The following is a 21,770-nucleotide window of genomic DNA, read 5'->3' as shown; positions in this document are numbered from 1 at the left end:
CGCGCCTCAGTAGCGCCAGGTGAAGCCGGTGCTGAAGACCTGGCGCGTGTAGGTGAGGTCGTTGCGGGGCAAACGGGTGCTCCACACCCCCCACGACATCTCGAAATCCAACGTGTCCGTCAGGGGGCGGGCCAGCTTCAGTGAGAGCGAGTTCTGCCCCTCGTCCTCCTCCACCAGGATGATTTCCGGGGAGAGGTAGATGCCGTCCGGGTACGCGGTGAGGCCCAGCGAGCCCTGGGCCAGCAGCGTCACCTTCCAGGGCAGGCGGATGCCGGCGTTGGCGGACACCCGGTGGCGCTGGAGCGTCTCGCCGTAGCTGTTGGAGGAGATTTCCTGGAACACGTACGTGACGCCCAGGGCCAAGGGCCCCCGGTACGTGTACGAGGCCCCCGCCGTCAGGGCGCCGTCCTGGCGCCGCCCGGAGAGGAGCCCCGACGGGCCCCCCGTGCCCGGAGGCCGTGCCCGGGGCGCGGTGCCGAAGCCGCGTGAGTTCCAGTCACCGAACACGGACAGGCTGTGTCGGCGGTTGAACCGGTAGCGGCCGAGCACGCCCAGCTCGGGGCCGCCGAAGTTGGCCGTGGGGTCCGGCCGGTACACGAAGCGCCGGGCGCCCGCGCGCACCCGCAGGGCCAACTGGGCGTCCGGCGCGTACTCCAGGAAGGCGGTGGTGCCCAGGTCCGAGTACGAGCGAGACCCGCCGCGCCGGTCCTTCGCATGGCCCTCCAGGCCGATGCCCACCGACGTGCCCAGGGCGAGGGAGGACTCCACCGCGCCGGACTGAACCAGCGTGTCTTCGTCGATGTAGCGAAGGTACTTGCGCGCGCCCAGCTCGTAGCGGCCCACGAGCTGCGCGCGGTCGAAGGTGCCTCGCCCCTCCGCCGAGCCCAGCAGGCTCAAGGCGAGGTCCCGCGTGGGCGCGGCCGTCAGGCGGTCCGTGAAATCCCGAGGCGCGTTGGTGTCCATCATCAGCCGCCCGGTGCCCCTCAACGCTCCATCCCACTCGGCGGCAGGGGCGCTGCCGGCGGTGAGCAGGACGAGGGAGACGAGCAGCGGTGCGAAGGAGCGGGCCACGGCGCGCGCACCATACCCCGTCCCCGGAGGGCCAGGGCGCCGTCCGGTTGCTCCCGCCCGTGACGGCGCCCCGGGCGGCCCGTTACATTGAGCGCATGCGCCTTGTGTCCCTCCTGGCGGCGGCAAGCCTCGGCCTGGCTGCCTGTGCCTCCTCCTCCTTCACCACCGAGGTGAGAGGGGAGTCGACCGTGCCCGCGGGCCCCCGTGGCGTCGAAACGCCGCTCAATGGCTTTCCCGCCATCAGCAGTTTCGCGGGGATGGATTTCGACAAGAACCAGGACTTCAAGAATCAGGGGCTTCGCAAGAGCGAGGTGACGTCCGTCAAGGTCGAGTCCCTCACCCTGAAGGTCCTCAGTCCCGATGACCAGGACCTCACCTTCCTGGATTCGGTGGAGTTCTTCGCCCGGGCCGGGGACCGCGAGGCGCGCATCGCTTCACGCCAGAACGTGGCGACCGTGGATTTGCGGCTGCCCAACCCCGTGCTGTCGCTGAACGTGGAGAACGTGGAGCTCCAGCCCTTCGTGGCCGCGCCCACCATGAGCATCATCGTCCGCGGACGCGGGCGCCTGCCGGAGCGCGAGGTGCGGCTCCAGGCGGTGGTGAAGCTCCAGGTGGAGACCGGGCTGCTGTAGCCGGGCGTCCTCCCGTCACGCCTCAGGGGTCGCCCATCTCCTGGGCGCGCCGCTCCAGCTTGGAGGCGCGGCCTTCCAGCTCGCGGGCCAGGGACTCCAGCCGCGCGGCTTCTGCCTCCATCGCCGGCAGGTCCTGCGCGCTGCCCGCGGCCAGGTCCTGCGCGCGCTGCGTCTCCACATGGGGCCGGCGGTCGGTGGCCCGATTGGATTGCATGGGAAACGGCGGGCGATCCGGCCCCGGGTTGCCGCCCTCGTTGGGCCGTCCGCCCACGTTGGGGGAAGGCGGAGGGTCCGAGCTGTCCTGGAAGGCCGGAGGATTGGGCTCGGAGCGCTCCACCTGAATCGTCTGGTCGCTGCCCAGGCGCATGCGCAGCCGCCGGTCCTGGTCGTCGAACATCGACTCCTCGCCCAGGAAGTCGTTCATGCGCCGGTCCAGGTCGCGCTCCTCGCGCACCTCGGTGATGCGGCCCCGAAGCGCCTTCAGCCGCTCCCGCACCTTGTCCTCGGTGTCGCGCAGCGTGTCCGCCTGGGCCAGCAGGTCCTCCGGGTCATCGCCCCGGGCGGAAGCCCGGTCCAGGGCGGGGACGCGCGAGGCGGGCAGGGCCGCGCGGACCGCCTCGCGCTCGGCGCGCAGCGTGCGCATCGCGTCCAGCAGCTCCGCGCGCTGGCTCCGCTCCGTCGTCCCGTCCCAGGCGAGCCGCAGCCGGGCCAGCTCATCCGACAGCGCGGTGTGCAGCGCCAGGTGCGCGCGCTCCGACTCACCCTCCGCCGCGACCACCGCTTGCGCCAGGCCCGTGAGCTGACCGCTCAGGTCCTGCGAACGACGCAGCGCGGCTTCCAGCTCCGTGCCCACCGTCAGCCGGCTGCGGTGCTGCGCCTTCAGCGCCTCGATGCGCGTCGCCAGCCCGTTGAGTTCGTCGCGCAGCGTCTGCTGCTGCCCCCGCAGGGAGCGCGTCTCCGTGCGCGCCGTCTGGGCCCGACCCCGCATCGACTCCAGCCCGGACGCCGCCTGGCCGGGACCGGCCAGGAAGAGGCTCAGCAGGAGGGCGAGGGGGCGGAGATTCATCAGGGGCGCTCTCGAAGCAAGGCAGGTGCCAGCCTGCTTGCCCGATTCCAGGCGAGGTGGCGACTTGGACCCCAACAATTCCGGACACCTGGAACGTCCAGAAGGGAAGGGGCCAAGGTGGGACACCGGTGAAAAGTCATGGGGGGGTGGTGGGGGTGACGGATTTTCGAGGCTCAGGGCTCCTCGGGGGGCGTCCCCTTGGGCAGGAAGCCGTACTTCTCCAGCTTGTAGTACAGCGCGGACGTCTTGATGCCCAGCAGGCGCGCCGTCTCGGTCTTCACGCCGCCGGCCTTCTCGTAGGCGCGGGCGATGAGCTGCCGCTCCAGGTCCTCCAGGATGTCCGGGAGCGGGCGGTCGCCCTGGAGCACGGGAAGCCCCGCTTCCACGCGCGGCGTGCCGCTGGCGGTGAGGTGCGAGGGCAGGTCCAGGTCGGTGAGCAGGTCCCCTTCCGCGAACACGAGGGCCTGCTCGATGACGTTCTCCAACTCGCGCACGTTGCCGGGCCAGGCATGCCGGGCCAGGGCGCGCAACGCGCTGTCGTCCAACCCCGTGACGCGCCGGTTCACGCGCACCGCGTGTTTGGCCACGAAGTGCCGGGCCAGCAGGGAGATGTCCTCGGGCCGCTCGCGCAGGGGCGGCAGCACCACCGGGACGATGTGCAGCCGGTAGTAGAGGTCCTCGCGGAAGCGGCCGGCCTTCACCTCGGCCTGGAGGTCGCGGTGCGTGGCGCTCACCACGCGCACGTCCACCTTGAACGTGTCCTCGCCGCCCACGCGCTGGATTTCCTTCTCCTGCAGCACGCGGAGCAGCTTCGTCTGCACGGAGGCGGGAATCTCCCCAACCTCGTCCAGGAAGAGCGTGCCGCCGTCGGCCAGCTCGAAGCGGCCCAGCTTGCGCTTCACCGCGCCGGTGAAGGCGCCGCGCTCATGGCCGAACAGCTCGCTCTCCAGCAGCGTCTCCGCCAGCGCCGCGCAGTGCACCACGATGAAGGGGCCGTCTCGGCGTGGGGAGCGCTGGTGGAGCATGCGCGCCACCAGCTCCTTGCCGGTGCCGCTCTCGCCGCGCACCAGCACGGTGGCGTCGCTCTGGGCCACCTTGATGACCTGGGACACCAACTTCTGCATGGGCTCGCTGTCGCCCACCAGGTTGCCGTGGGTGAGGGCCGCGTCCGAGTCATGCGCGGCGGTGCGCGCCGTCAGCCGCTCCACCTGCTTGCGCGTGGAGGCCAGCTCCAGCCCCTTGTCCACCTTGGCGCGCAGCACCTCGGGCGGGAAGGGCTTGGTGATGAAGTCGTAGGCGCCCTCCTGCATCGCCTGCACCGCGGTCTCGATGGTGCCAAAGGCCGTCACCACCATGACGACGGCGCCGGCGTCCTGCGCCTTGAGGGCCTTCGTCACCGCGATGCCGTCCATGCCGTCCATCTTCAGGTCGGTGACGACGAGGTCGAAGGGCGTCTTGCGGTACGCGGCCAGCCCGTCCTGGCCGCTGCGCACCGCGGACACGGTGTGGCCCGCGCGGGTCAGGGTGACCGTCATGCCCTCCCTCAGCGTGTCGTGGTCGTCGATGACGAGGATGCGCGCCATGGTGTGACTCGTGTCTCCCAGTTGCACCGGGCCGGCCGTTCCGGGGCGGCCGTATGAGAGCACATCCGGCTGGGGCCGCTCCACTCGTACGCGCCGCGCGTCCTTGTCGCCCGGCGTGCGAAGGTGCTGGCGCCTCCCGGTCCGGAGCAGTACGGGGAGGCATGGAAATCACGGCCACCGCCCTCCTGGACCTGCTCGCGACCCACGTCCCCGAGGATGCGAAGGAGCGCGAGGACCTGGAGCGGATGCGCCATTTCGCCCAGGCCCTGGCGCAGCCCTTCTCCCGGACGCAGTCGGAGGCCCACTTCACGGGCAGCGCGGTGGTGGTGGACCCCTCCGGCACCCGGATGGTCCTGTTGCACCACCGCAAACTGCTGCGCTGGTTGCAGCCCGGAGGCCACGCGGATGTTGCGGACGGAGGCAGCATGGCGGCCACCGCGCTGCGGGAAGCGCGCGAGGAGACGGGCTGCCGCGTGTCGCTCCACCCCACCGCGCCCCAGCCGCTGGACGTGGACATCCACACCATCCCCGCGCGCCGGGACGAACCGGAGCATCACCACCTGGATGTGCGCTTCCTCGTGGTGGCGGAGAACCCGGAGGCCCTGGTGCACGACCCGGCCGAATCCTTTGGCGTGCAGTGGCTCACGTGGGACGAAGCCATGACGCGCGCGGACGAAGCGCCGCTGCGCCGGATGTTGGAGAAGGCCCGGCGGCACGTGGCCTCTTCCCGCTGAAGCGGTGGGTGTTGGACGCGCGCATGTCCCCGGGGTCCAGGGCACTGTGGGGCGGCGGACCGAGCCCGCGCGTCCGCGCCCTGATTTGAAACAGAATTTGAAAAACACCGCCTGATTGCCTTTGGGCCGGTGGTGCGGGCGGAAAGCGATTGCAACCATGCCGTCTTGCTTGGGCGGGTGAGGGAGGCCATGCCGGCCTGTCACCCGCCGGGAAGCAAGGAGCATCTCCATGCCGTCCGTCTTGCAGGAACTGGCGCACCCGGAAGCCACGACCCGCCGTTACAGCCCCCCCGCCCTCACGCCCACCGCGCATCCCCTCTGGTTGGAGGCAATGCTGGAGTCCCTGCGCGACGACTGGAACACCGCCTGCTGGCCGCCGCTGTTTCGCGACACCGCCGACGGCAAGCACCCGCCGCTGTGTCAGTGGCAGCGGGTGTTGTCGAACTTCTTCGTCATCGTGGAGTCCTTCCCCAAGTACATGGGCCTGTCCTTGGCGAAGACGACCTACGGCCAGCGCCCGGGCGACGCGAGCGCCCGCCGCTGGTTGTTGCAGAACCTGGGCGTCGAGGCGAAACACGCCGAGTGGTACATCGACTGGCTGCGTGGCGTGGGCGTTGACCCGGCCACCGTCTTCGCCCAGCCGCCGCTGCCGGAGGTCCGGGCGCTGCACGAGTACCTGCTCGACACGTGCGCGCACGGCACGCTGGCCGAAGGGGTGGCCGCGTCCAACTGGGCCGTGGAGGGCATCACCGGCGTGTGGACCCGGGAGGTGGCGGAGCCCTTCCGCGCCTACGCCGCGGACGGCGCGCGCATCGATGCGCACTCGATGATGTGGCTCAAGGTCCACGCGCGTTATGACGACCTGCACCCGGAGGAGGCGCTGGAAATCATCAAGCTGTCCACCGACGTGGGCACCGGGGAGCCCTTCCGCGTCCAGGCCGCCGCGCGCAAGTCGTTGCGGATGTACGCCGCGGCGCTCCACGCCTGCTGCAACGGCTGAATCGCGCGACACCTGCGCACATCCCTTCAGGGCGTTGATTTCGCGCGCGTTTCTCGGGGTCGTCCGCTCTGTCCGGAAGGCGGCAGCTTCCGCGCGAGCACCCTGTCCGCATCGCGCGGAGAGTGAGGTACTCGCGACAGAGGACACCCGGCTCCACCCGAGCGGTGCGAGCACGCGGCCTCGGGGGGATGTGACGCATGAGTGCCGAAGACAAGGTCATCCAGGAGTACCGGGGACGTGCGCTCAAGCTGTTCATGTTGTGGGTGCTGCCCGTGGCGCCCATCGCCGCGTATCTCAATGGCATGGCCATGGGCGTGGCCGGCTGGTCGGGGATGGTCGCGGTGGTCTGGGTGCTGCCGCCCATCATCGTGGGATTGGGCATCGCCTATCCCGCGATGATGCTGCACCTGCTGGTGGACGGCGCGCTGCGGGAGCGGCCCCGGGATGCGCCGGGGGAGCGGCTGACGCGCATCCTGCGGCTGCCCTGGCGCGCGGCCGTGGCCACGTCGTGGGGCGCGTGGACGATGGGCGGCGTCTGGTTCAGCCTCCACGTGTGCCTGCTGTGGAAGAAGGACCTGTCCCAGGTCGTGGTGGGCACGCTGATTGGCGTCTGCTTCGGCGTGGTGCTGGGTTTCCCCATCAGCGTCTCGCTGGAGAAGCTGCTGCTGCCGCTGGCGCTGGAGGAGCAGCGCAAGGACCCGACGCTGGTGCTGAAGGGGGGCGGCTTCTTCTGGCCCCGTCAGGCGTGGTTCATGCCCACGACCTTCATTGGCTCCAGCCTCTGCGCGCTGGTGCTCAGCGGGTGCGTGGTGCTCGTGAAGCTGCAGGGCGTGCGCGACGCGCTGCACACGTCGCTGGTGGCGGAGGGCGCGCATGGCTCCGCGGCGGCGTTGATGGACATGGGGGGAATGCTCGTCGGTGAGCTGGCCTTCGGGCTGGCGTGGGTGGGCGGGCTGTTGGCGATTCCCGCCGTCACCACCTGGATGCTGGCGCGCCGTCAGTCCAACGCGGCGGGCGCGGTGGGGGCGGCCATCGAGTCACTGGCGGCCGGGCGGGTCATGTCGCCCGCATGGGTCTCCACGGATGAGATGGGGGACTTGTCGTCCGGCATGAACGCGGTGCTGGTCCGGCTGCGGCAACTGCCGCTGTCGCTGAATGACTCCGCGACGCGGCTGAGCGGCGCGGGGCGGCACCTGCGGGAGTCGCATGGCGAGCACCAGCAGAGCCTCGTCCGTCAGGCGTCGGCGCTGCACGAGGCGCAGATGACGTCCGAGGAGATTCGCCGCACCTCGCTGATGGCGGTGGAGCGGGCGGAGGCGGTGCTCCAGGTGGCCCGCCGCTCGGAGGTGCTGGGGCAGCAGGGCGAGGCCGCGGTGGAGCGGAGCCTCACCGGCCTGACGGACATCCGTCGCGTGGTGGACGGCATCCAGGACCGGCTGGAGCGGCTGGCGCAGAGCACCTCGCAGATTGGAGAAATCACCGAGTCGGTGAAGGACCTGGCCGACCAGTCCCACCTGTTGGCGGTGAACGCGGCGATTGAAGCGGCGCGCTCGGGGAGCAGGGCCGGGGCTTCGCGGTGGTGGCCCGCGAGATTCGCGCCTTGTCGGACCAGTCCATCCAGGCGACCCGCCGCATCCGCACCATCCTCCAGGACATCAGCACCGGCATCCGCGACGCGGCGAAGATGGGCGAGGCCGGCGTGCAGACCATCGGCACCGGCCTGGACCAGATGCGGGCGTCGGGTGACTCGCTGCGGGAGTTGTCCCGCATCGCGCAGGAGAACTCCGCCGCCGCCCGGCAGATTGCCGCCGCGGTGACGCAGCAGGATGCCGGCTTCGCGCAAATCTTCGACGCCATCGCGGACCTGTCTCAGCTCATGGACGCCACGCTGAAGCGGCTGGAGTCCACGCAGGAGGCCACCAACACGCTGGCGGTGGTCTCCGACGAGGTGACGCGCATGGCGCGGCAGTTCAACGCGGCGGGGTGACGCCCGAGGGCGCCGCGCCCAGGGGCAGCGTGAGTGTGAAACGCGTGTCGCCGGGCGCGGAGGTCAGGCTCAACATGCCACCATGCGCGAGGGCAATCTTGCGCGCCAGCGGGAGGCCCAGGCCGGTGCCCTTCTCGCGCGTGGTGAAGAAGGGCTCGAAGATGCGTTCGTGCTCCGGGGCGGGCACCCCGGGTCCGGCGTCGCGGACCTGGATGGTGTACTGGCCGCCGTGCGCCGTGCCAGACACCCGCACGCGGCCTCCCTGGGGCGAGGCTTGCACCGCGTTCTTCACCAGGTTCACCAGCGCGGCGGTCAACAGGCTGCCGTCCGCTTCCAGCACCGCGGGCGCGGCGTCGATGTCCACGGCGACGTCGCGGGCGCTGGCTTCGGCGGCCATCAGCTCGCAGGCGATGGAGAGCAGGGAGGGGGCCTCTACCGGCGCTCGGGCCAGGGGCTGCTCTCGGGCGAAGGCGAGGAAGTCCTCGACGATGCGCTGGAGGTAGGCCACCTCGCGCTGGATGCGCTCCACGTGCGCGCCGGCCTCGTCGTGTGCGCCGGCTTGCAGGTCTTCCTTCAGGATGCCGGAGAAGAGGGCGATGCCTCCAATGGGGTTGCGCACCTCGTGCGCGACGCCCGCGAGCATCATCTTGAGTTGCCGGTCCCGGCTCTCCAATGCGCCGCGCATGTCCTCCAACTCGCGCGCGAGGACACCGATTTCCAATGTGGGCTCCGGGGGAACGGGCGTCGTCAGGTCGCCCCGGCCGATTCGCAGCGCGGACACCATCAAGCGCCGCAGCGGCCGGGCGAGGCCTCTGGCCGTCACCACTGCGATGAAGGCGAGCGCACCCAGCGCCACCGCGCCCATGGTGACGAAGGTGCGGGACAGTTGCTGGAGCGAACCGAAGAAGGCCGCGCTGCCTTCCACGCCCACGGCGCCCACCACGCTTCCTTCGTATTCAATGGGGGCGTAGCCCGTCTTGTAGAGGCGCCCATCCGAGCCGGTGAAGAGCACCTGACTGGCGGCGCGTTCGCCGGAGAAGACGCGGGTGAGCTCCAGCCGGTCGCGCGCTAGCTCCGGCATCTCCGTGCCCACGGGCAGCGTGCCTCCCACGTCCACGCGCACGCGGCCCTGCGTGTCCACGGCGTAGACGCGGCGCACGCCGCTGGCCTCCGCGACGCTTTCGAACATGCGGACGAAATTCCGCCACGTGCGGGTGCCGGTGACGTCGTCGCCCGGCTCGATGGTGAGCAGCCGTTCTCCGTGGACCTGGGTGGCGGTGGCGGCGGCGATGGCGCTGAGGCTGGTCCCTAGCTCCTCCTCCAGGATGGACCGCGCGAGCTGGTACACGGCCGTGCCCGCCACCGCGACGAAGAGCAGGGTGGGCACCAGGAATGCCACCAGCAGCCGCGCGGAGAGCGAGCCCAACGCGTCACGCCATCGCGAGTTTTGCCGGTCACCGGAGGGCATGTGCGGGCATGGACTCTATCCGAGCACCACGCTCGTGACGCGCCGCTTGTCAGGCCAGGGCTTGCCGGCGGCATCGGGGTGTGCGTAGCTTGCTCTCGGCGCCTCACGGCGCTGTCCCATGACCTCCGCTCGCTAACCCAGCACCTGTGTAGGACCGCCCCTGTCGCTCCGGCCGCTGTGCCGTGGCGTCGATGCGGGTGTGTCCCAGGTGCGTGGGTCTCCGTGGTGTCCCCAGCCGTATTCCCTGAACCGAATGCCCTGCGCCCTTGGCGCACGCGGCATGGAGAACACGTATGCGAAAGCTCAAGTACCACGTTGCCACCAGCGTCGACGGTTTCATCGCCCACGAGGACGACACGTACGGCGCGTTCATGCAGAAGCGGCTCATTGAAGACAGCGAACACGTGATGGATTTCATCGCGTCGCTGGCGACCTATACGACGGCGCTCATGGGGCGCCGCACCTACGAGGTCGGCCTCAAGGAAGGCGTGACGGACCCGTACGCGAAGATGGACACCTACGTCTTCAGCCGCACGATGAAGGAGAGCCCGAATCCTCGGGTGACGTTGGTGGCGGACGACGCGGTCGGCGAGGTCCGGCGCCTGAAGGCCCAGGAGGGCGGCGACATCTACCTGTCCGGTGGCGGCGCGTTCGCGGGGGTGCTGTTCGCCGAGGGCTTGATTGACGAGGTCCTGCTCAAGGTGAACCCGCTGATTCTCGGCGCGGGCATCCCGCTGGTGTCGTCGCTGCGGACCGTGGTGGACCTGGAGCTGAAGTCCACCAAGGTCTACGGCAACGGCGTGCTGCTGCTGCGCTACGCCGTCATACCGAAGCCGGCGTAGGCGCGGAGCCGCTGGGGCGCGTGTCCGAGTGACGTTGGACACGCGCCCTCGCGTGGCTACCGGAGGAAGGAGTCCCTCACGGCGTCCAGCAGCGGGTTGGCGCCCGTGCTGGGGTTGGTGCAGCCCTGGTTGATGGTCCAGATGATGGTGCCACCAAAACCCTGGTCCTTCGCGTAGGCGCCCTTGGCGGCGATGGCCTGCGGACCGTCGTAGGAAATCCACCGCACGGTGCCGTCCTCCACGGGCGTGTTGAAGGTGAGGTAGGTGGCCGCGGCCACCGCGTCCCAGCGGTACGTTCCGGACGCGGAGAGCTGCTGAATCTTCCTGTAGGTGAACGAGTTGTCGCTGCCCACGTAGTCGGACCAGTTCGTGAAGTTCTGGTAGGGGCCGGTGATGTTGCGCCAGGCCATGCCGTAGAACGGGATGCCCATGCCCAGCTTCGCCTTGGGGATGCCCGCGCGGGCCCAGCCCTGGAGGCTGGAGGACACGGACGTGGGCCGGTTGCCGGACTCACCGTAGAGCGCGGACGTGTACCAGGACTGCCAGCCGTCCCACGGGCCAATCATCTCGTAGGACATGATGTTGATCTGGTCCAGGTAGGGCGCCAGGTTGGCGAACCACGGGTCCGCGTCGCTGGCGAAGTTGCTGTTGATCCACCCGATGGGGAAGGTGAGCAGCATGTTCGGCCGCGCCGCGCGGAGCTCCTTCACCAGCGCGAGCAGGTTCGGCTTGTCCGCCGCCTCCACGGGCTCCCAGTCGATGTCGAGCCCGTCGTAGCCGAAGGTGTCCATGGCGTTGAGGAGGTTCTGCACGAACTTCGCTCGGTTCGCGTTGGAGGCCGCGGCCACCCAGCCCGCGTGCTCACCCGCGCCGCCCACCATGATGATGGCCTTGCGCCCGGCGGCGTGTGCCCGCTGCGCGAGCGTCCGCGCGATTTGCGGACCGTTGTTGTTGTCGAAGGCCGTGTTCAGCGTGCCGTCCGGCCTGGGCGTGACGCGGCCGACGATGATGTGCGTCAGCGCGGTGAAGTCCACCTTCTCCGGGGGATAGAGGTCGGCGTTCCAGCCGGTGTAATAGCCGGACACCCACTTGCCCGTGGACGGCTGCGTCGCCGTCACGGTGACGGTGGCGGTCGCCTTCTTCGTGGTGTCGGCCTGGCTGGTGGCGATGACGTGGTAGGTGCCCGCCGTCCGAGGCGCCGTGTACTGGCCGCTGCTGGTGATGGTGCCGCCCGTGGGGCCCTGCTGCACGGACCACGTCACGCCGGTGTTGCTGCTGCCCGTCACCGTGGCGGCGAAGGCTCGCGAGGCACCGAGCGCGAGCGACGCGCTGGTGGGGCTCACCGTGATGGCGACCTGTTGCTGCGGATTCGAGACGGTGGCGGAGATGGGCGCGGAGCGGAGGCCCTCGCCGCCGCCGCTCACCGCCGTCACGGCGTACCAGTACGTCGCGCCCGCGGTGAGGCCGGCGTCACGGTACGTGGTGTTGGTGAGCGGTGACGTCGTGCGCTTCGTGTACGTGCCCGTCTGCGAGGTGGCGCGGTAGACGTGGTACCCGGTGGCGCCGCTCACGGTGTTCCACGTCAGGGAGACGTCCGACGCGGAGGCCACGGCCTTCACGTTGCCCGGCGCGGGAAGGGTGGACGAGCCCAGGCGCAGGCTGTCGAACGCCATCACTGGCAGGTTGCGGCCCGCGCCTTCCTGGATGGCGAGGCCGTCCATCGTGACGTTGGCGACGTTGAGCGCGGTGAGGGGGACGCGGCAGCGTGTCCAGGCGCCGGCCTTGATGGCGCCGCCGTCGCAGTAGCGGTTGATGGAGACGGTGGGCCGGGCCTGGTTGCCCACGGTGGCGTACGCGGTGAGGGCGGGGTTGGTGGTGGCGCCGCCGTGGACTTGGAACTCGATGAACTCGAGCCCGGTGGTGGAGACACCGGTGTGGTGGAGATAGAGGCCGGTCCACGGGCCGAACGTCACCGAGATGGCGCGCGTGCCCGAGGCCACGGGGGAAGTCGCCGCGAGGTTGCGGGTGGCCCAGGACCAGTCCACCCAGCCGGGCCCGAGCGCGTCCTCGTAGAGCGTCGCCGCGTCATCCGCCACGGCTTCCGCATGGACGGGCGCGGCGTCTTCGGGCGCGAAGTCCCGTGGGGACAGGCCCTCCGCGATGGATTCATTGCCACATGCACTGAGATGAACACCGACTGCCAACATGAACCACGTGAAGTGTCTTTTCATGGCGCTCCCGTGGCCAGGGGTGAGAACAGGCGCGGCCTCGTGGGCCCGGCGCCATCTCGTCTGGGCCCACCTGGAGTGGCGGGCGCTCAGAACCCTGGCTGTCTGTGCGCAGAGACACCGCGTGCAGGCATCGGCTTTCAAGCCATGGGGTGCGGTGTTTCAGTACTTCGCCAGTATGTCGGGACGTGGAGCAGCCAGCGGTGCGTGCGTCCGATGGCCGAGTGAACCAAGCCTGTTCACTCGACGAGATGCCGGTTGCAGGCAGCGCCGCGCGAAGCCTTTGTCATGAGCGAGGCCTTGGTACCCTGGATGCCATCTCTCTTCGTGGAATCATTCAGAGACATGGTGGTCCAGGCCCGCGGTGGAATCGCTGCCGGGGCTCGCTCCCTGTGTTGTGACACAGGGAGCTGCTTCATGGACCGCAGTGTGGCCGACTCAGTCGAACATCGCGACCAGCGCGTCGCCGAGCGTCTCCACGCCGACGACCTTCATCTTCGGGCCCGCGTCCTCCAGCCGCCGCGCGCTGCCCGCGGGCATCACCACGCGCTGGAAGCCCATCTTCGCGGCTTCCGCCAGCCGGGGCTCCACTTGCCCCACCGCGCGCACCTCTCCCGCGAGGCCCACTTCGCCAATCACCAGCGTCTTCGGGTCCAACGGCCGGTTCTGCAGGCTGCTCACCAACGCCGCGCACACCGCGAGGTCACATGCCGGCTCCGTGAGCTGCATGCCGCCCGCCACGTTGACGAACAGGTCGCAGCCCACCAGCGGAATCTCCTCCTTCTTCTCCAGCACCGCGGCCAGCAGCGCCACGCGGTTGCCGTCCACGCCAATGGCCGTGCGCCGTGCGGTGCCGTAACCCGTGGGCGCCACCAGCGCCTGCACCTCCACCAGCAGCGGGCGCGTGCCGTTGAGCGTGCTGGTCACGACGCTGCCCGACTTGCCCACCGGCCGCTCCGACAGGAACAGCGCGGACGGGTCCGGCACCTCCGCGAGCCCCGCGCCCTTCATCTCGAAGACGCCAATCTCGTTCGTGGAGCCGAAGCGGTTCTTGTGCGCGCGCAGGATGCGGAACGGGTGGCCACGCTCGCCCTCGAAGTAGAGGACCGTGTCCACCATGTGCTCCAGCACGCGCGGGCCCGCGATGGAGCCTTCCTTCGTCACGTGGCCCACGAGGAACGTCGGCACGCCCGAGCGCTTCGCGTAGGCCATCAGCCGGCCCGCCACCTCGCGCACCTGGGTGATGCTGCCCGGCGCGTTGCCCAGCTCCGGCAGGTACATGGTCTGGATGGAGTCCACCACCAGCGCCTGCGGCTTCAGCGCCTCCGCCGCGGTCAGCACCCGCTCCGCGTCCGTCTCCGCGAACAGGTGGATGGAGTCGCCCGTCACGCGGAGCCGCTCGGCGCGCATCTTCGTCTGCCGCAGGCTCTCTTCACCGGAGACGTAGAGCACCGGTCCGTGACGCGCCAGCTTGTCCAGCGCGGCCAGCAGCAGCGTGGACTTGCCGATACCGGGGTCACCCCCCAGCAACACGAGGGAGCCGCCCACCACGCCGCCGCCCAGCACCCGGTCGAACTCGGCGATGCCCGTGCGGCGCCGCGTCTCCGTCTCGCCGCTCACGTCCTTCAGCAGCGTGGGCCGCGCCGCGCCACCCGAGGCCCCCCACGCCGGACGCCGGTCATCCGACTTCGGGTCGCTCTCCTCCAGCAGGGAGCTCCACGCGCCACAGTCCGGGCACTTCCCGAGCCACTTCGCCGTTTTGTACCCACACGCCTGACAGGTGTAGTGCGTCTTCGCCTTCGCCATGGGTTGGGTGAATAGCGCGGAACCCTGACGTTTTTGCGGCCTTACAGGCAGGCATGACCGCAGAGCAGGCAGGCGTCATGTCAAGCCCATCACGCCAAGTTGTACGAAGGGGTGGGGCAGCCCAGGTTTGCTCCCAGTGGGCGACGCACCCTGCGCCGCTAACCAATCAAGGGAGGTAGTCATGGGGATTATCGCGTTCCTGGTCATCGGCCTTCTGGCGGGTCTCATTGCCCGCGCGCTCATGCCGGGCAACCAGTCCATGGGACTGCTTGCCACGACGCTGCTGGGTATCGCCGGCTCCTTCGTGGGCGGCTTTATCTCGTCGCTGTTCCGCAGTGACGGCCGTGTGTTCGATCTGCACCCGACGGGTCTTCTCTTCTCCGTCCTGGGCGCACTCCTGGTGCTGTTCCTCGTCGGCCTGGCGGGCAGGGGACGCCGCGTCCACGTCTAGTGCCGCGCGTCGTCTGACGCGCTGACCCCTCCCAAGGGGAGATGGGCCCTGGAAAGTCGTCAACCTGTCTGCTCGCAGGCGTTGACAACTTTCCGGGGTCCGCGCACGTTCGGGCCCTCATTCGTCCGTAGAGGAGCCCATGCCCGACACCGTCACCGCCTCCAGCGAGTCCTTCTCCGGCCATGCCCATGTCGCCGCGCCGCCGCCCTCGGGCGTGGACGTGCGTCACGACTGGTCCCTGGCCGAGGTGAAGGCGCTCTACGAGCTGCCGCTGCTGGACCTGGTGCACCGGGCGCAGACGGTCCACCGGGCGGTGTTCGTGGACAACAAGGTGCAGCTCTGTTCGCTGCTGTCCATCAAGACGGGTGGCTGCCCGGAGGACTGCTCCTACTGCCCGCAGGCCGCGCGCTACAAGACGGGCGTCAAGGCGGAGAAGCTGATGGCGGTGCCGGAGGTGCTGGACGCCGCGTCCAAGGCCCGCGCCGCCGGAGCCACCCGTTTCTGCATGGGCGCCGCATGGCGTGAGGTGAAGGACGGTCCGCAATTCGACAGTGTGCTGGAGATGGTGCGCGGCGTGCGCGCGCTGGGCATGGAGGCGTGCGCCACGTTGGGCATGCTCTCCGACAGCCAGGCGAAGCGCCTGCGCGAGGCCGGCCTGTCCGCCTACAACCACAACCTGGACACCTCGCCCGAGCACTACGGCGACATCATCTCCACCCGGACGTTCGAGGACCGCCTGCGCACCCTCAACCGCGTGCGTGACGCCGGCATCTCCGTGTGCTGCGGCGGCATCATCGGCATGGGCGAGTCGGTGGAGGACCGCTGCAACCTGCTGCGCACGCTGTCCAACCAGGAGCACCACCCGGAGTCGGTGCCCATCAACGCGCTGGTGGCGGTGGAGGGCACGCCGCTCCAGGAGCAGCAGCGCGTGGAGACGGTGGACATGGTGCGGACCATCGCCACGGCGCGCATCCTGATGCCGCAGTCCATGGTGCGCCTGTCCGCGGGCCGGCAGCAGATGAACGAAGAGGCGCAGCTTCTGTGCATGATGGCGGGCGCCAACTCGCTCTTCTTCGGCGAGAAGCTGCTCACCACCGGCAACCCGGAGTACACCCAGGACATGGCCCTGTTGGAGAAGGCGGGCATCCGCCCCCTGGAGCCGCGTCAGGAAGGTTGATTCATCGTGACTGATGACACCGTCGCGGCGGCGTGGGCCCGGGAGGATTTGGAGGCCCTGTCCGAGCGCGGTCTGCGCCGGTACCTGGAGCCCCTGGATTCACCCCAGGGGCCCGTGGTCCGCGTGGGGGGCGAGACGCTCGTCAACTTCTCGTCCAACGACTACCTGGGACTGGCCTCGTCGCCCACCGTGCGCGCCGCGGCCCTGGCGGCGGTGGAGCGCTACGGTGTGGGCACCGGCGCCAGTCGTTTGGTGGTGGGAGACACCGCCGCGCACCATCGGCTGGAGGCCCGCCTGGCCGCCTTCGAGCGCGCCGAGGCCGTGCGCCTGTTCAACAGCGGCTATGCCGCGAACACCGGCATCATCCCCGCGCTGGTGGGGCCCGGAGACTCTGTCTTCTCCGACGCGCTCAACCACGCCTCGCTCGTGGATGGCTGCCGCCTGTCCCGCGCCCGCGTCTGCGTCTATCCCCACGCGGACGTGGAGGCGCTGGAGCGCGCGCTCGCGGAGACCCCCGCCCGGCGCAAGCTGGTGGTGACGGACACCGTCTTCTCCATGGATGGAGACACCGCGCCGCTGCGCGACATCGTCGCCGCGTGCCGTGCCCACGGCGCCGCGCTGATGGTGGACGAGGCGCATGCCACCGGCGTGCTGGGCGCGCGGGGCGCGGGCCTCTGCGACGAGCTGGGCCTGGAGGACGCGGTGGACCTGCGCATGGGGACCTTGAGCAAGGCCCTGGGCGTCATGGGGGCGTACGTGGCCACCTCGCGCGCGGTGGCGGACCTGTTGGTGTCGCGGGCGCGGCCCTTCGTGTTCTCCACGGCGTTGCCCGCGCACCTGTGCGCCGCCGCCGAGGCCGCCGTGGACGCGGTGGAAGGGGACCCGCCGCTGCGGGAGCGGCTGTGGCGCAACATCCGCCGCTTCGCGGAGGGCCTGCGGAGCCTGGGCTTGCAGGCCGAGCCGCGCAGCGCCGTGTTCCCCGTCATCCTCGGCGAGCCCGAGCGTGCCCTGGACGCCGCGAGGCGCCTGCGCGAGGCGGGGGTGTTGGTGAAGGCCATCCGTCCGCCCACCGTTCCGGAGGGCACCAGCCGCCTGCGCTTCTGCCTGTCCGCGTCCCACACCGTGGGCCACGTGGACCTGGCGCTGGAGGCGCTGCGCGGCGTGGGAGTCCACCGTGGCTGACACGCGCAAGCCGTTCCAGATTTTCGTCACCGGCACGGACACGGGCGTGGGGAAGACGCAGGCGTCGTGCGCGCTCTTGTCGCTGCTGGCGGACGCGGGGCTGCGGCCGGAGGGCTTCAAGCCCTACGAGAGCGGCTGCGCCTCCCTGCGCGCGCCCGCGGACGCGCTGGCCCTGCGGGAGGCGGCGGGCAGCTCGCTGAGCGTGGACGCCGTATGTCCCCACCGGTTCCGCCTGCCCGTGGCGCCGGGCGTGGCCGCCAGCCGCCTGGGCCGCGAGCCCGACTGGGACGTCACGCTGGCCGCGTGGCGGCGGCTGCGCGGCGGCACCGCGGTGGTGGAGGGGGCAGGGGGCTTGTTCGTGCCGCTGGATTCGAAGCACGACATCATCGACCTCATCGCCACCTTGCGCCTGCCCGTGCTGCTGGTGGCGCGCGCGGGGCTGGGCACGCTCAACCACACCGCGCTGTCGCTCCAGGCGTTGGCCGCGCGCCGCATTGCCGTGCGCGCCGTGCTGCTGTCGCGCGGGACGTCCGCGAAGGATGTTTCGGAGCGAGACAACCGGCGCATCCTGGAGGCGCGTCACGGCGTCCCGGTGTTGGGACCGGTGCCCTTCCTGCCCGATGCGCGGCGGCGCCACGCCGCGTTCCGCCGCGCGCTGCGGCCGCTGCTGCCCTGAACGCGCGGAGGCCGGAAAATCGGCCTCCGGCGCGTTTCCTTCCGAGGGCCAGTGCTACAGGTCGCGCAAGTTTTCGGGACATGCGGCCGTGAAATGGACGTGCCGTTTTTTCCGCGCGAGAACGCCTCACGAATGGCGGACATCATCGATCTCACGTTCCTCGCGGACGTCCGGCGGCTGTACAAGAAGCTCATGGACCAGAGGGGGCTTTCCTACTTCCTGCAAAAGGAGGGGCCTCGGCTCTTTCACATCGAGCCCACCAAGGTGGAGCTCGTGCTCCGGACCGCTCTGCGCGCGCGCGACCCTCAACTTCCCCGACCCCACGACAAGGCCATCGAGCACTGCCGCAAGGAGGTTCGCCGCGACCTGATTCGTCGTGTCGCGAACGCCATGCTGCAAACGGGCCTGTGAGTCGTTTCTCCGCGCGGACGGACTTCGCTCGGACACCCAACCCGCTGGCGCTGGCGCTCGAACGGCACCGCGCCAGCGGCCGTCCCCTCCGGGACCTCACGGAATCCAACCCCACGCGTGTGGGGTTGCCCACGCCGGACGCGGCCCTGCTGGCCTCCGACGGCGCCTTCACCTACGAACCCGAGCCTCAAGGTCTCGTCACCGCGCGCCAGGCGCTGGTGGCGGACTTCGCCGCGCGGGGCGCCCGGGTGGCCGCCGAGCACCTGCTGCTGACCTCCAGCACCAGCGAGGCCTACGGCTGGCTCTTCAAGCTCCTGTGCGAGCCCGGGGACAACGTGCTCGTCCCGGCCCCCTGTTACCCCCTCTTCGAGCACCTCGCGCGCCTGGAAGGCGTCCAGACGCGCTCCTACCCCTTGCCGCGGGCCCACGGCTTCGGCCTGGACGCGGACGCCGTGGGCGACGCGGTGGACGACCGCACCCGCGCGGTGCTGGTGGTGAACCCCGGCAACCCCACCGGCCACTTCCTGCACGAAGGCGAGCTGGCCGCGCTGGCGGACGTCTGCGCGCGTCGGAGGTTGCCGCTCGTCTGCGACGAGGTCTTCTCGCCCTTCGCGTGGGACGCGGGGCAGGGGCGCGTGGAGACGGTGGCGGGGCGCGATTTGCCCATGCTCACCTTCGCGCTCGGGGGCCTGTCCAAGTCCGCGGGGCTGCCCGGCCTCAAGCTGGCGTGGACGCACGTGGGCGGGCCCGCGCACCTCCGTGACGAGGCGCTGGCCCGGCTGGAGTGGCTGGCGGACGCCGTCCTCCCCGTGGGCACGCCCGTGCAGCGCGCCCTGCCAGGGCTGTTGGCGCATGCGCCGCGCTTCCAGGCGGCGGTGCTGGAGCGGGTGAGGGGCAACCGCCAGCGCCTGCTCGCGGCCCGGCCCGTGGGCGCACCGTGGGACGTGGTGCCGGCGGAGGGCGGGTGGAGCGCGGTGCTGCGGATTCCGAGGCAGCCCGGCGAGGAGGCCACCTGCCTGGCCCTGCTGGACGCGGGCGTGGCGGTGCAGCCGGGCTACTTCTACGACTTCGGCGGCGGCGCCTTCCTCGTGCTGTCGCTGCTGCCACAGCCCGAGGTGTTCGCCGCCGCCGTCGAGGTGCTCGCGCGGACGCTGGGGCCCTGAGGGCCCCTCACGTCACTGCGTGGGCGGGGTGATGAGCTGAATCGTCTCGAAGCCGTTGCTCGTCACGCGGAAGAGTTCGTACTCGGACGGCGCCTCGCCGGAGGCGTTGAAGTTCAGGTTTCCGCTGGCGCCCGTCACGTCGATGATGGTCCCGTTGCGGATGGCCTCGCGGGCACCGCCGAAGCCCTCCGTGCCCAGGTTGAACGCGGGCGCGGTTTCTCCCGGAGCCGGCGTCACGCGTGCCAGGCCGTCCGCCATGCGCGCGCCGGTGATGGGCTGCGGGTTGTTGACGTCGGGACCGGCGGCGTACGCGGCGCCGAGCGCCACCAGGTACATGGCGTCATACGCGTGCGCGGTGAACGAGTACTGCCCCGGGTCCGTCTGGTAGGCGGACTGGAAGCGCTGGGCGAACAGCCGGTAGACGAGGTCCGGACGGGCCTGGGCGGGCGCGGTGCCGTAGGAGCCTTCCACGTACTGCGCGTTGGCGCCCAGGGCGGTGAAGAGGCCCCGGTCCTTGCCCGCGTCGGTGAAGAACCAGCGCTGGCTGGTCCGGCCTCCGGAGATGGTCTGGTTGATGATGCGCGCGTTGTCCTCGGAGAAGCCGATGAGGACCTCGACGTCCGGCTGATCCTGGGTGATGTGCCGCACCACGTTGGCGAAGTCGGTGCTGTTGCGCGCGTACTGCGCGGACGTCACGCTGCGCAGGGTGGAGTCGATGCGGCCGAGCGTGACCGCGAACAGGCCCTGGCCGTAGGCATCGTTCACGTAGCTGATGCCCAGGCGGGAGATGTCCGCGAAGGGCGTGGCGCCCGTCACCGCGATGCGGTTCTGGAGCAGGTCGGCGATGATGCGGCCCTGGAGCACGTCGGAGGGCGCCGTCCGCCACACCAGGCCGGCGTCCGTGCCGTTCTGGTCGTTGATGTTGGCGATGTCCGGGCTGGTGCCGCTGTAGGTAATCATCAGCACGCCAGCGGGCACGGTGAGCGACGACACCGCGAGCGCCTGGGCGCTGCTGGAGGTGAAGATCATCTGCACCTTGCGCTCGTCAATCAGCCACTGCGCCTGCCCGGCGGCCCGGTTCGGCTCGGAGCGCGTGTCGCAGATGTGGAGCACGAAGGGCCGGCCGTTGACGCCCTCGCGCTGGTTCACCTCGTCGAGGGCCAGCTTGATGGCGTTGATGGCCTGCACCTCGGACTCGTCCGGGCCGTCGGCGGTGCTGAGCGGCACCGCGGCGCCCAGGGCGATGGCGTTGCTCGAGGAGGCGGGGCCATAGATTTCGCCACACCCCTCCGGCTGAGGCAGGCAGTAGCCCGCGTTGCACACCTGCGCGGTGGCGCAGTCCGAGGACGTCTCGCACTCGGTCAGTCCGCTCGCGGTGGTGAAGCTGCACCCGGCCATCAGCAGGGTGCTCCCCGTCATCAACAGTCCTAGCGCGCGCATCAGAAGCTCACCGCCATTCCCGCACCCGCGCCCTTGGGCGCCATCGTGACTCGAACCTCGCCCGCGACCGGGGGGCCTTCCTTCGGATAGAGGATGATGGCGGTGATGGCACCGGCCAGACCCACGCCGAAGCCGATGTCCGCCAGCAGCGCGCGGCTGCGCGTCTTGTCGGCGAACTCCTCCTTGGTCTCCACCCGGGTGGCGCCGTCGAACTGCTCGCGCGCGTCGCGCGCCTGCATGCCGAACAGCACACCCGCCACCACGCCCGCCACGCCCACGCCGCCCGCGGCGAAGGCGCCAATGCGCTGGCGCTTGTAGGACGTCAGCGCGCGCTGCAGCTCCGCCTCCTGCTGACGCCGGCTCTCGTCCTCGGCGCGGCGGGCCGCGAGCTGCTCTTCCTCCGCCTGCTTGCGCGCGGCGTCCGCTTCATCCTGCAGCCGCTGACGCTCGGCGTTGGCCGAGGCCGAGGCCTGGTCTTCCTTGTCGATGAGCACCCGCAGCCGGTCGATGCTGCGCGAGCTGCGCTTGAGCAGCGTGGGGTCCGTGCCGTCGGTGGCGCCGACGTATTGCTGGTACCAGCTCACGGCCTCGCGCAGCTCACCCGCGTTCTCCAGGGAGATGGCGATGTTGTAGATGAGCCGCGAGTGGGGCTGGGCCTCGTGCGCCTTCTTCAGCGCTTCCGCGGCCTCCTGGTACTTGCCTGCCTGATACAAGCGCTCGCCCTCCTTGATGAGGGCCGCTGCATTTTTCCCGCGTTGCGCAAACGCCACAGGCGGCGCCAGCGCGAGAATCACCGACAACACGAAAGCCAGTCTCATGACCTGAGAGCCTAGCGCGGAGAAGCCGGAAGGTC

General features: G+C 70.3%; 18 protein-coding genes and 1 pseudogene. 11 read left to right on the top strand and 8 right to left on the bottom strand.

Features of this window, described 5'->3' with window-relative positions:
* Positions 1 to 6: 6 nt before the first annotated feature.
* Positions 7 to 1,071 (bottom strand): hypothetical protein, encoded by a 1,065-nt coding sequence (locus A176_RS27875; RefSeq protein ID WP_002635289.1) that lies wholly within the window; start codon positions 1,069 to 1,071, stop codon positions 7 to 9.
* Positions 1,072 to 1,166: 95 nt separating this feature from the next.
* Between A176_RS27875 and A176_RS27870 the strand changes: the two genes are divergently transcribed.
* On the top strand, positions 1,167 to 1,703 hold the full coding sequence (locus tag A176_RS27870; RefSeq protein WP_193409806.1) for a hypothetical protein: 537 nt from the start codon (positions 1,167 to 1,169) through the stop codon (positions 1,701 to 1,703).
* Positions 1,704 to 1,725: 22 nt separating this feature from the next.
* Here A176_RS27870 and A176_RS27865 read toward each other — a convergent pair whose 3' ends face one another.
* A complete protein-coding gene (locus A176_RS27865) occupies positions 1,726 to 2,769 on the bottom strand; it encodes a hypothetical protein (RefSeq protein WP_002635292.1) in 1,044 nt (347 codons plus the stop codon).
* A 173-nt stretch (positions 2,770 to 2,942) separates the two neighbouring features.
* The gene (locus tag A176_RS27860; protein ID WP_044889339.1) at positions 2,943 to 4,352 is read right to left on the bottom strand and encodes a sigma-54-dependent transcriptional regulator; all 1,410 of its coding nucleotides are present in this window, start codon (positions 4,350 to 4,352) and stop codon (positions 2,943 to 2,945) included.
* A 161-nt stretch (positions 4,353 to 4,513) separates the two neighbouring features.
* Here A176_RS27860 and A176_RS27855 point away from each other — a divergent pair, with 161 nt between their 5' ends.
* The 3 genes and pseudogenes from A176_RS27855 to A176_RS41095 all read left to right on the top strand — a co-directional run bounded on the left by A176_RS27855 (position 4,514) and on the right by A176_RS41095 (position 8,073).
* Positions 4,514 to 5,086: an NUDIX hydrolase gene (locus tag A176_RS27855; RefSeq protein WP_002635296.1), complete on the top strand. Its 573-nt coding sequence runs from the start codon at positions 4,514 to 4,516 to the stop codon at positions 5,084 to 5,086.
* A gap of 229 nt (positions 5,087 to 5,315) precedes the next feature.
* On the top strand, positions 5,316 to 6,086 hold the full coding sequence (locus tag A176_RS27850) for an iron-containing redox enzyme family protein (RefSeq protein WP_002635298.1): 771 nt from the start codon (positions 5,316 to 5,318) through the stop codon (positions 6,084 to 6,086).
* Positions 6,087 to 6,283: 197 nt separating this feature from the next.
* A pseudogene (locus A176_RS41095) lies at positions 6,284 to 8,073 on the top strand (methyl-accepting chemotaxis protein).
* On the opposite strand, the gene A176_RS27840 reads toward A176_RS41095, so the two are convergent.
* The gene (locus A176_RS27840) at positions 8,057 to 9,541 is read right to left on the bottom strand and encodes a sensor histidine kinase (protein ID WP_002635302.1); all 1,485 of its coding nucleotides are present in this window, start codon (positions 9,539 to 9,541) and stop codon (positions 8,057 to 8,059) included. The pseudogene A176_RS41095 and the gene A176_RS27840 overlap by 17 nt on opposite strands.
* A gap of 293 nt (positions 9,542 to 9,834) precedes the next feature.
* On the opposite strand from A176_RS27840, the gene A176_RS27835 reads away from it, so the two are divergent.
* The gene (locus A176_RS27835; protein WP_002635303.1) at positions 9,835 to 10,383 is read left to right on the top strand and encodes a dihydrofolate reductase family protein; all 549 of its coding nucleotides are present in this window, start codon (positions 9,835 to 9,837) and stop codon (positions 10,381 to 10,383) included.
* A gap of 56 nt (positions 10,384 to 10,439) precedes the next feature.
* Here the strand turns inward: A176_RS27835 and A176_RS27830 are convergent, their stop codons facing one another.
* Together A176_RS27830 and radA are read right to left on the bottom strand one after the other, a co-directional pair.
* On the bottom strand, positions 10,440 to 12,614 hold the full coding sequence (locus A176_RS27830; RefSeq protein WP_002635304.1) for a glycosyl hydrolase family 18 protein: 2,175 nt from the start codon (positions 12,612 to 12,614) through the stop codon (positions 10,440 to 10,442).
* A gap of 435 nt (positions 12,615 to 13,049) precedes the next feature.
* On the bottom strand, positions 13,050 to 14,417 hold the full coding sequence (radA, locus tag A176_RS27825) for a DNA repair protein RadA (RefSeq protein ID WP_002635305.1): 1,368 nt from the start codon (positions 14,415 to 14,417) through the stop codon (positions 13,050 to 13,052).
* A 181-nt stretch (positions 14,418 to 14,598) separates the two neighbouring features.
* Between radA and A176_RS27820 the strand changes: the two genes are divergently transcribed.
* From A176_RS27820 to A176_RS27795, 6 genes are all read left to right on the top strand, one after another.
* Positions 14,599 to 14,868, top strand: a complete 270-nt coding sequence (locus A176_RS27820; protein ID WP_002635306.1) for a GlsB/YeaQ/YmgE family stress response membrane protein — start codon at positions 14,599 to 14,601, stop codon at positions 14,866 to 14,868.
* A gap of 139 nt (positions 14,869 to 15,007) precedes the next feature.
* A complete protein-coding gene (bioB, locus tag A176_RS27815) occupies positions 15,008 to 16,045 on the top strand; it encodes a biotin synthase BioB (protein WP_002635308.1) in 1,038 nt (345 codons plus the stop codon).
* Positions 16,046 to 16,051: 6 nt separating this feature from the next.
* Positions 16,052 to 17,227, top strand: a complete 1,176-nt coding sequence (gene bioF / locus A176_RS27810) for an 8-amino-7-oxononanoate synthase (protein WP_002635310.1) — start codon at positions 16,052 to 16,054, stop codon at positions 17,225 to 17,227.
* Positions 17,220 to 17,903, top strand: a complete 684-nt coding sequence (bioD, locus tag A176_RS27805) for a dethiobiotin synthase (RefSeq protein ID WP_002635312.1) — start codon at positions 17,220 to 17,222, stop codon at positions 17,901 to 17,903. Before bioF ends, bioD begins: the two co-directional genes overlap by 8 nt.
* A 132-nt stretch (positions 17,904 to 18,035) precedes the next feature.
* Entirely contained in the window at positions 18,036 to 18,314 is a 279-nt protein-coding gene (locus A176_RS27800; RefSeq protein ID WP_002635314.1) for a hypothetical protein, read from the top strand.
* A complete protein-coding gene (locus A176_RS27795; RefSeq protein WP_002635316.1) occupies positions 18,311 to 19,477 on the top strand; it encodes a pyridoxal phosphate-dependent aminotransferase in 1,167 nt (388 codons plus the stop codon). Before A176_RS27800 ends, A176_RS27795 begins: the two co-directional genes overlap by 4 nt.
* A 12-nt stretch (positions 19,478 to 19,489) precedes the next feature.
* Here the strand turns inward: A176_RS27795 and A176_RS27790 are convergent, their stop codons facing one another.
* A complete protein-coding gene (locus A176_RS27790) occupies positions 19,490 to 20,917 on the bottom strand; it encodes an ABC transporter substrate-binding protein (protein ID WP_002635318.1) in 1,428 nt (475 codons plus the stop codon).
* Entirely contained in the window at positions 20,917 to 21,735 is an 819-nt protein-coding gene (locus tag A176_RS27785) for a tetratricopeptide repeat protein (protein WP_044889340.1), read from the bottom strand. Before A176_RS27785 ends, A176_RS27790 begins: the two co-directional genes overlap by 1 nt.
* Positions 21,736 to 21,770 lie beyond the last annotated feature (35 nt).

The sequence above is a fragment of the Myxococcus hansupus genome (genome assembly GCF_000280925.3).
GTDB classification, from domain to species: Bacteria; Myxococcota; Myxococcia; order Myxococcales; family Myxococcaceae; genus Myxococcus; species Myxococcus hansupus.
The sequence above is the reverse complement of the archived record's forward strand: the minus strand, read 5'-3'. Positions and strand labels throughout refer to the sequence as shown.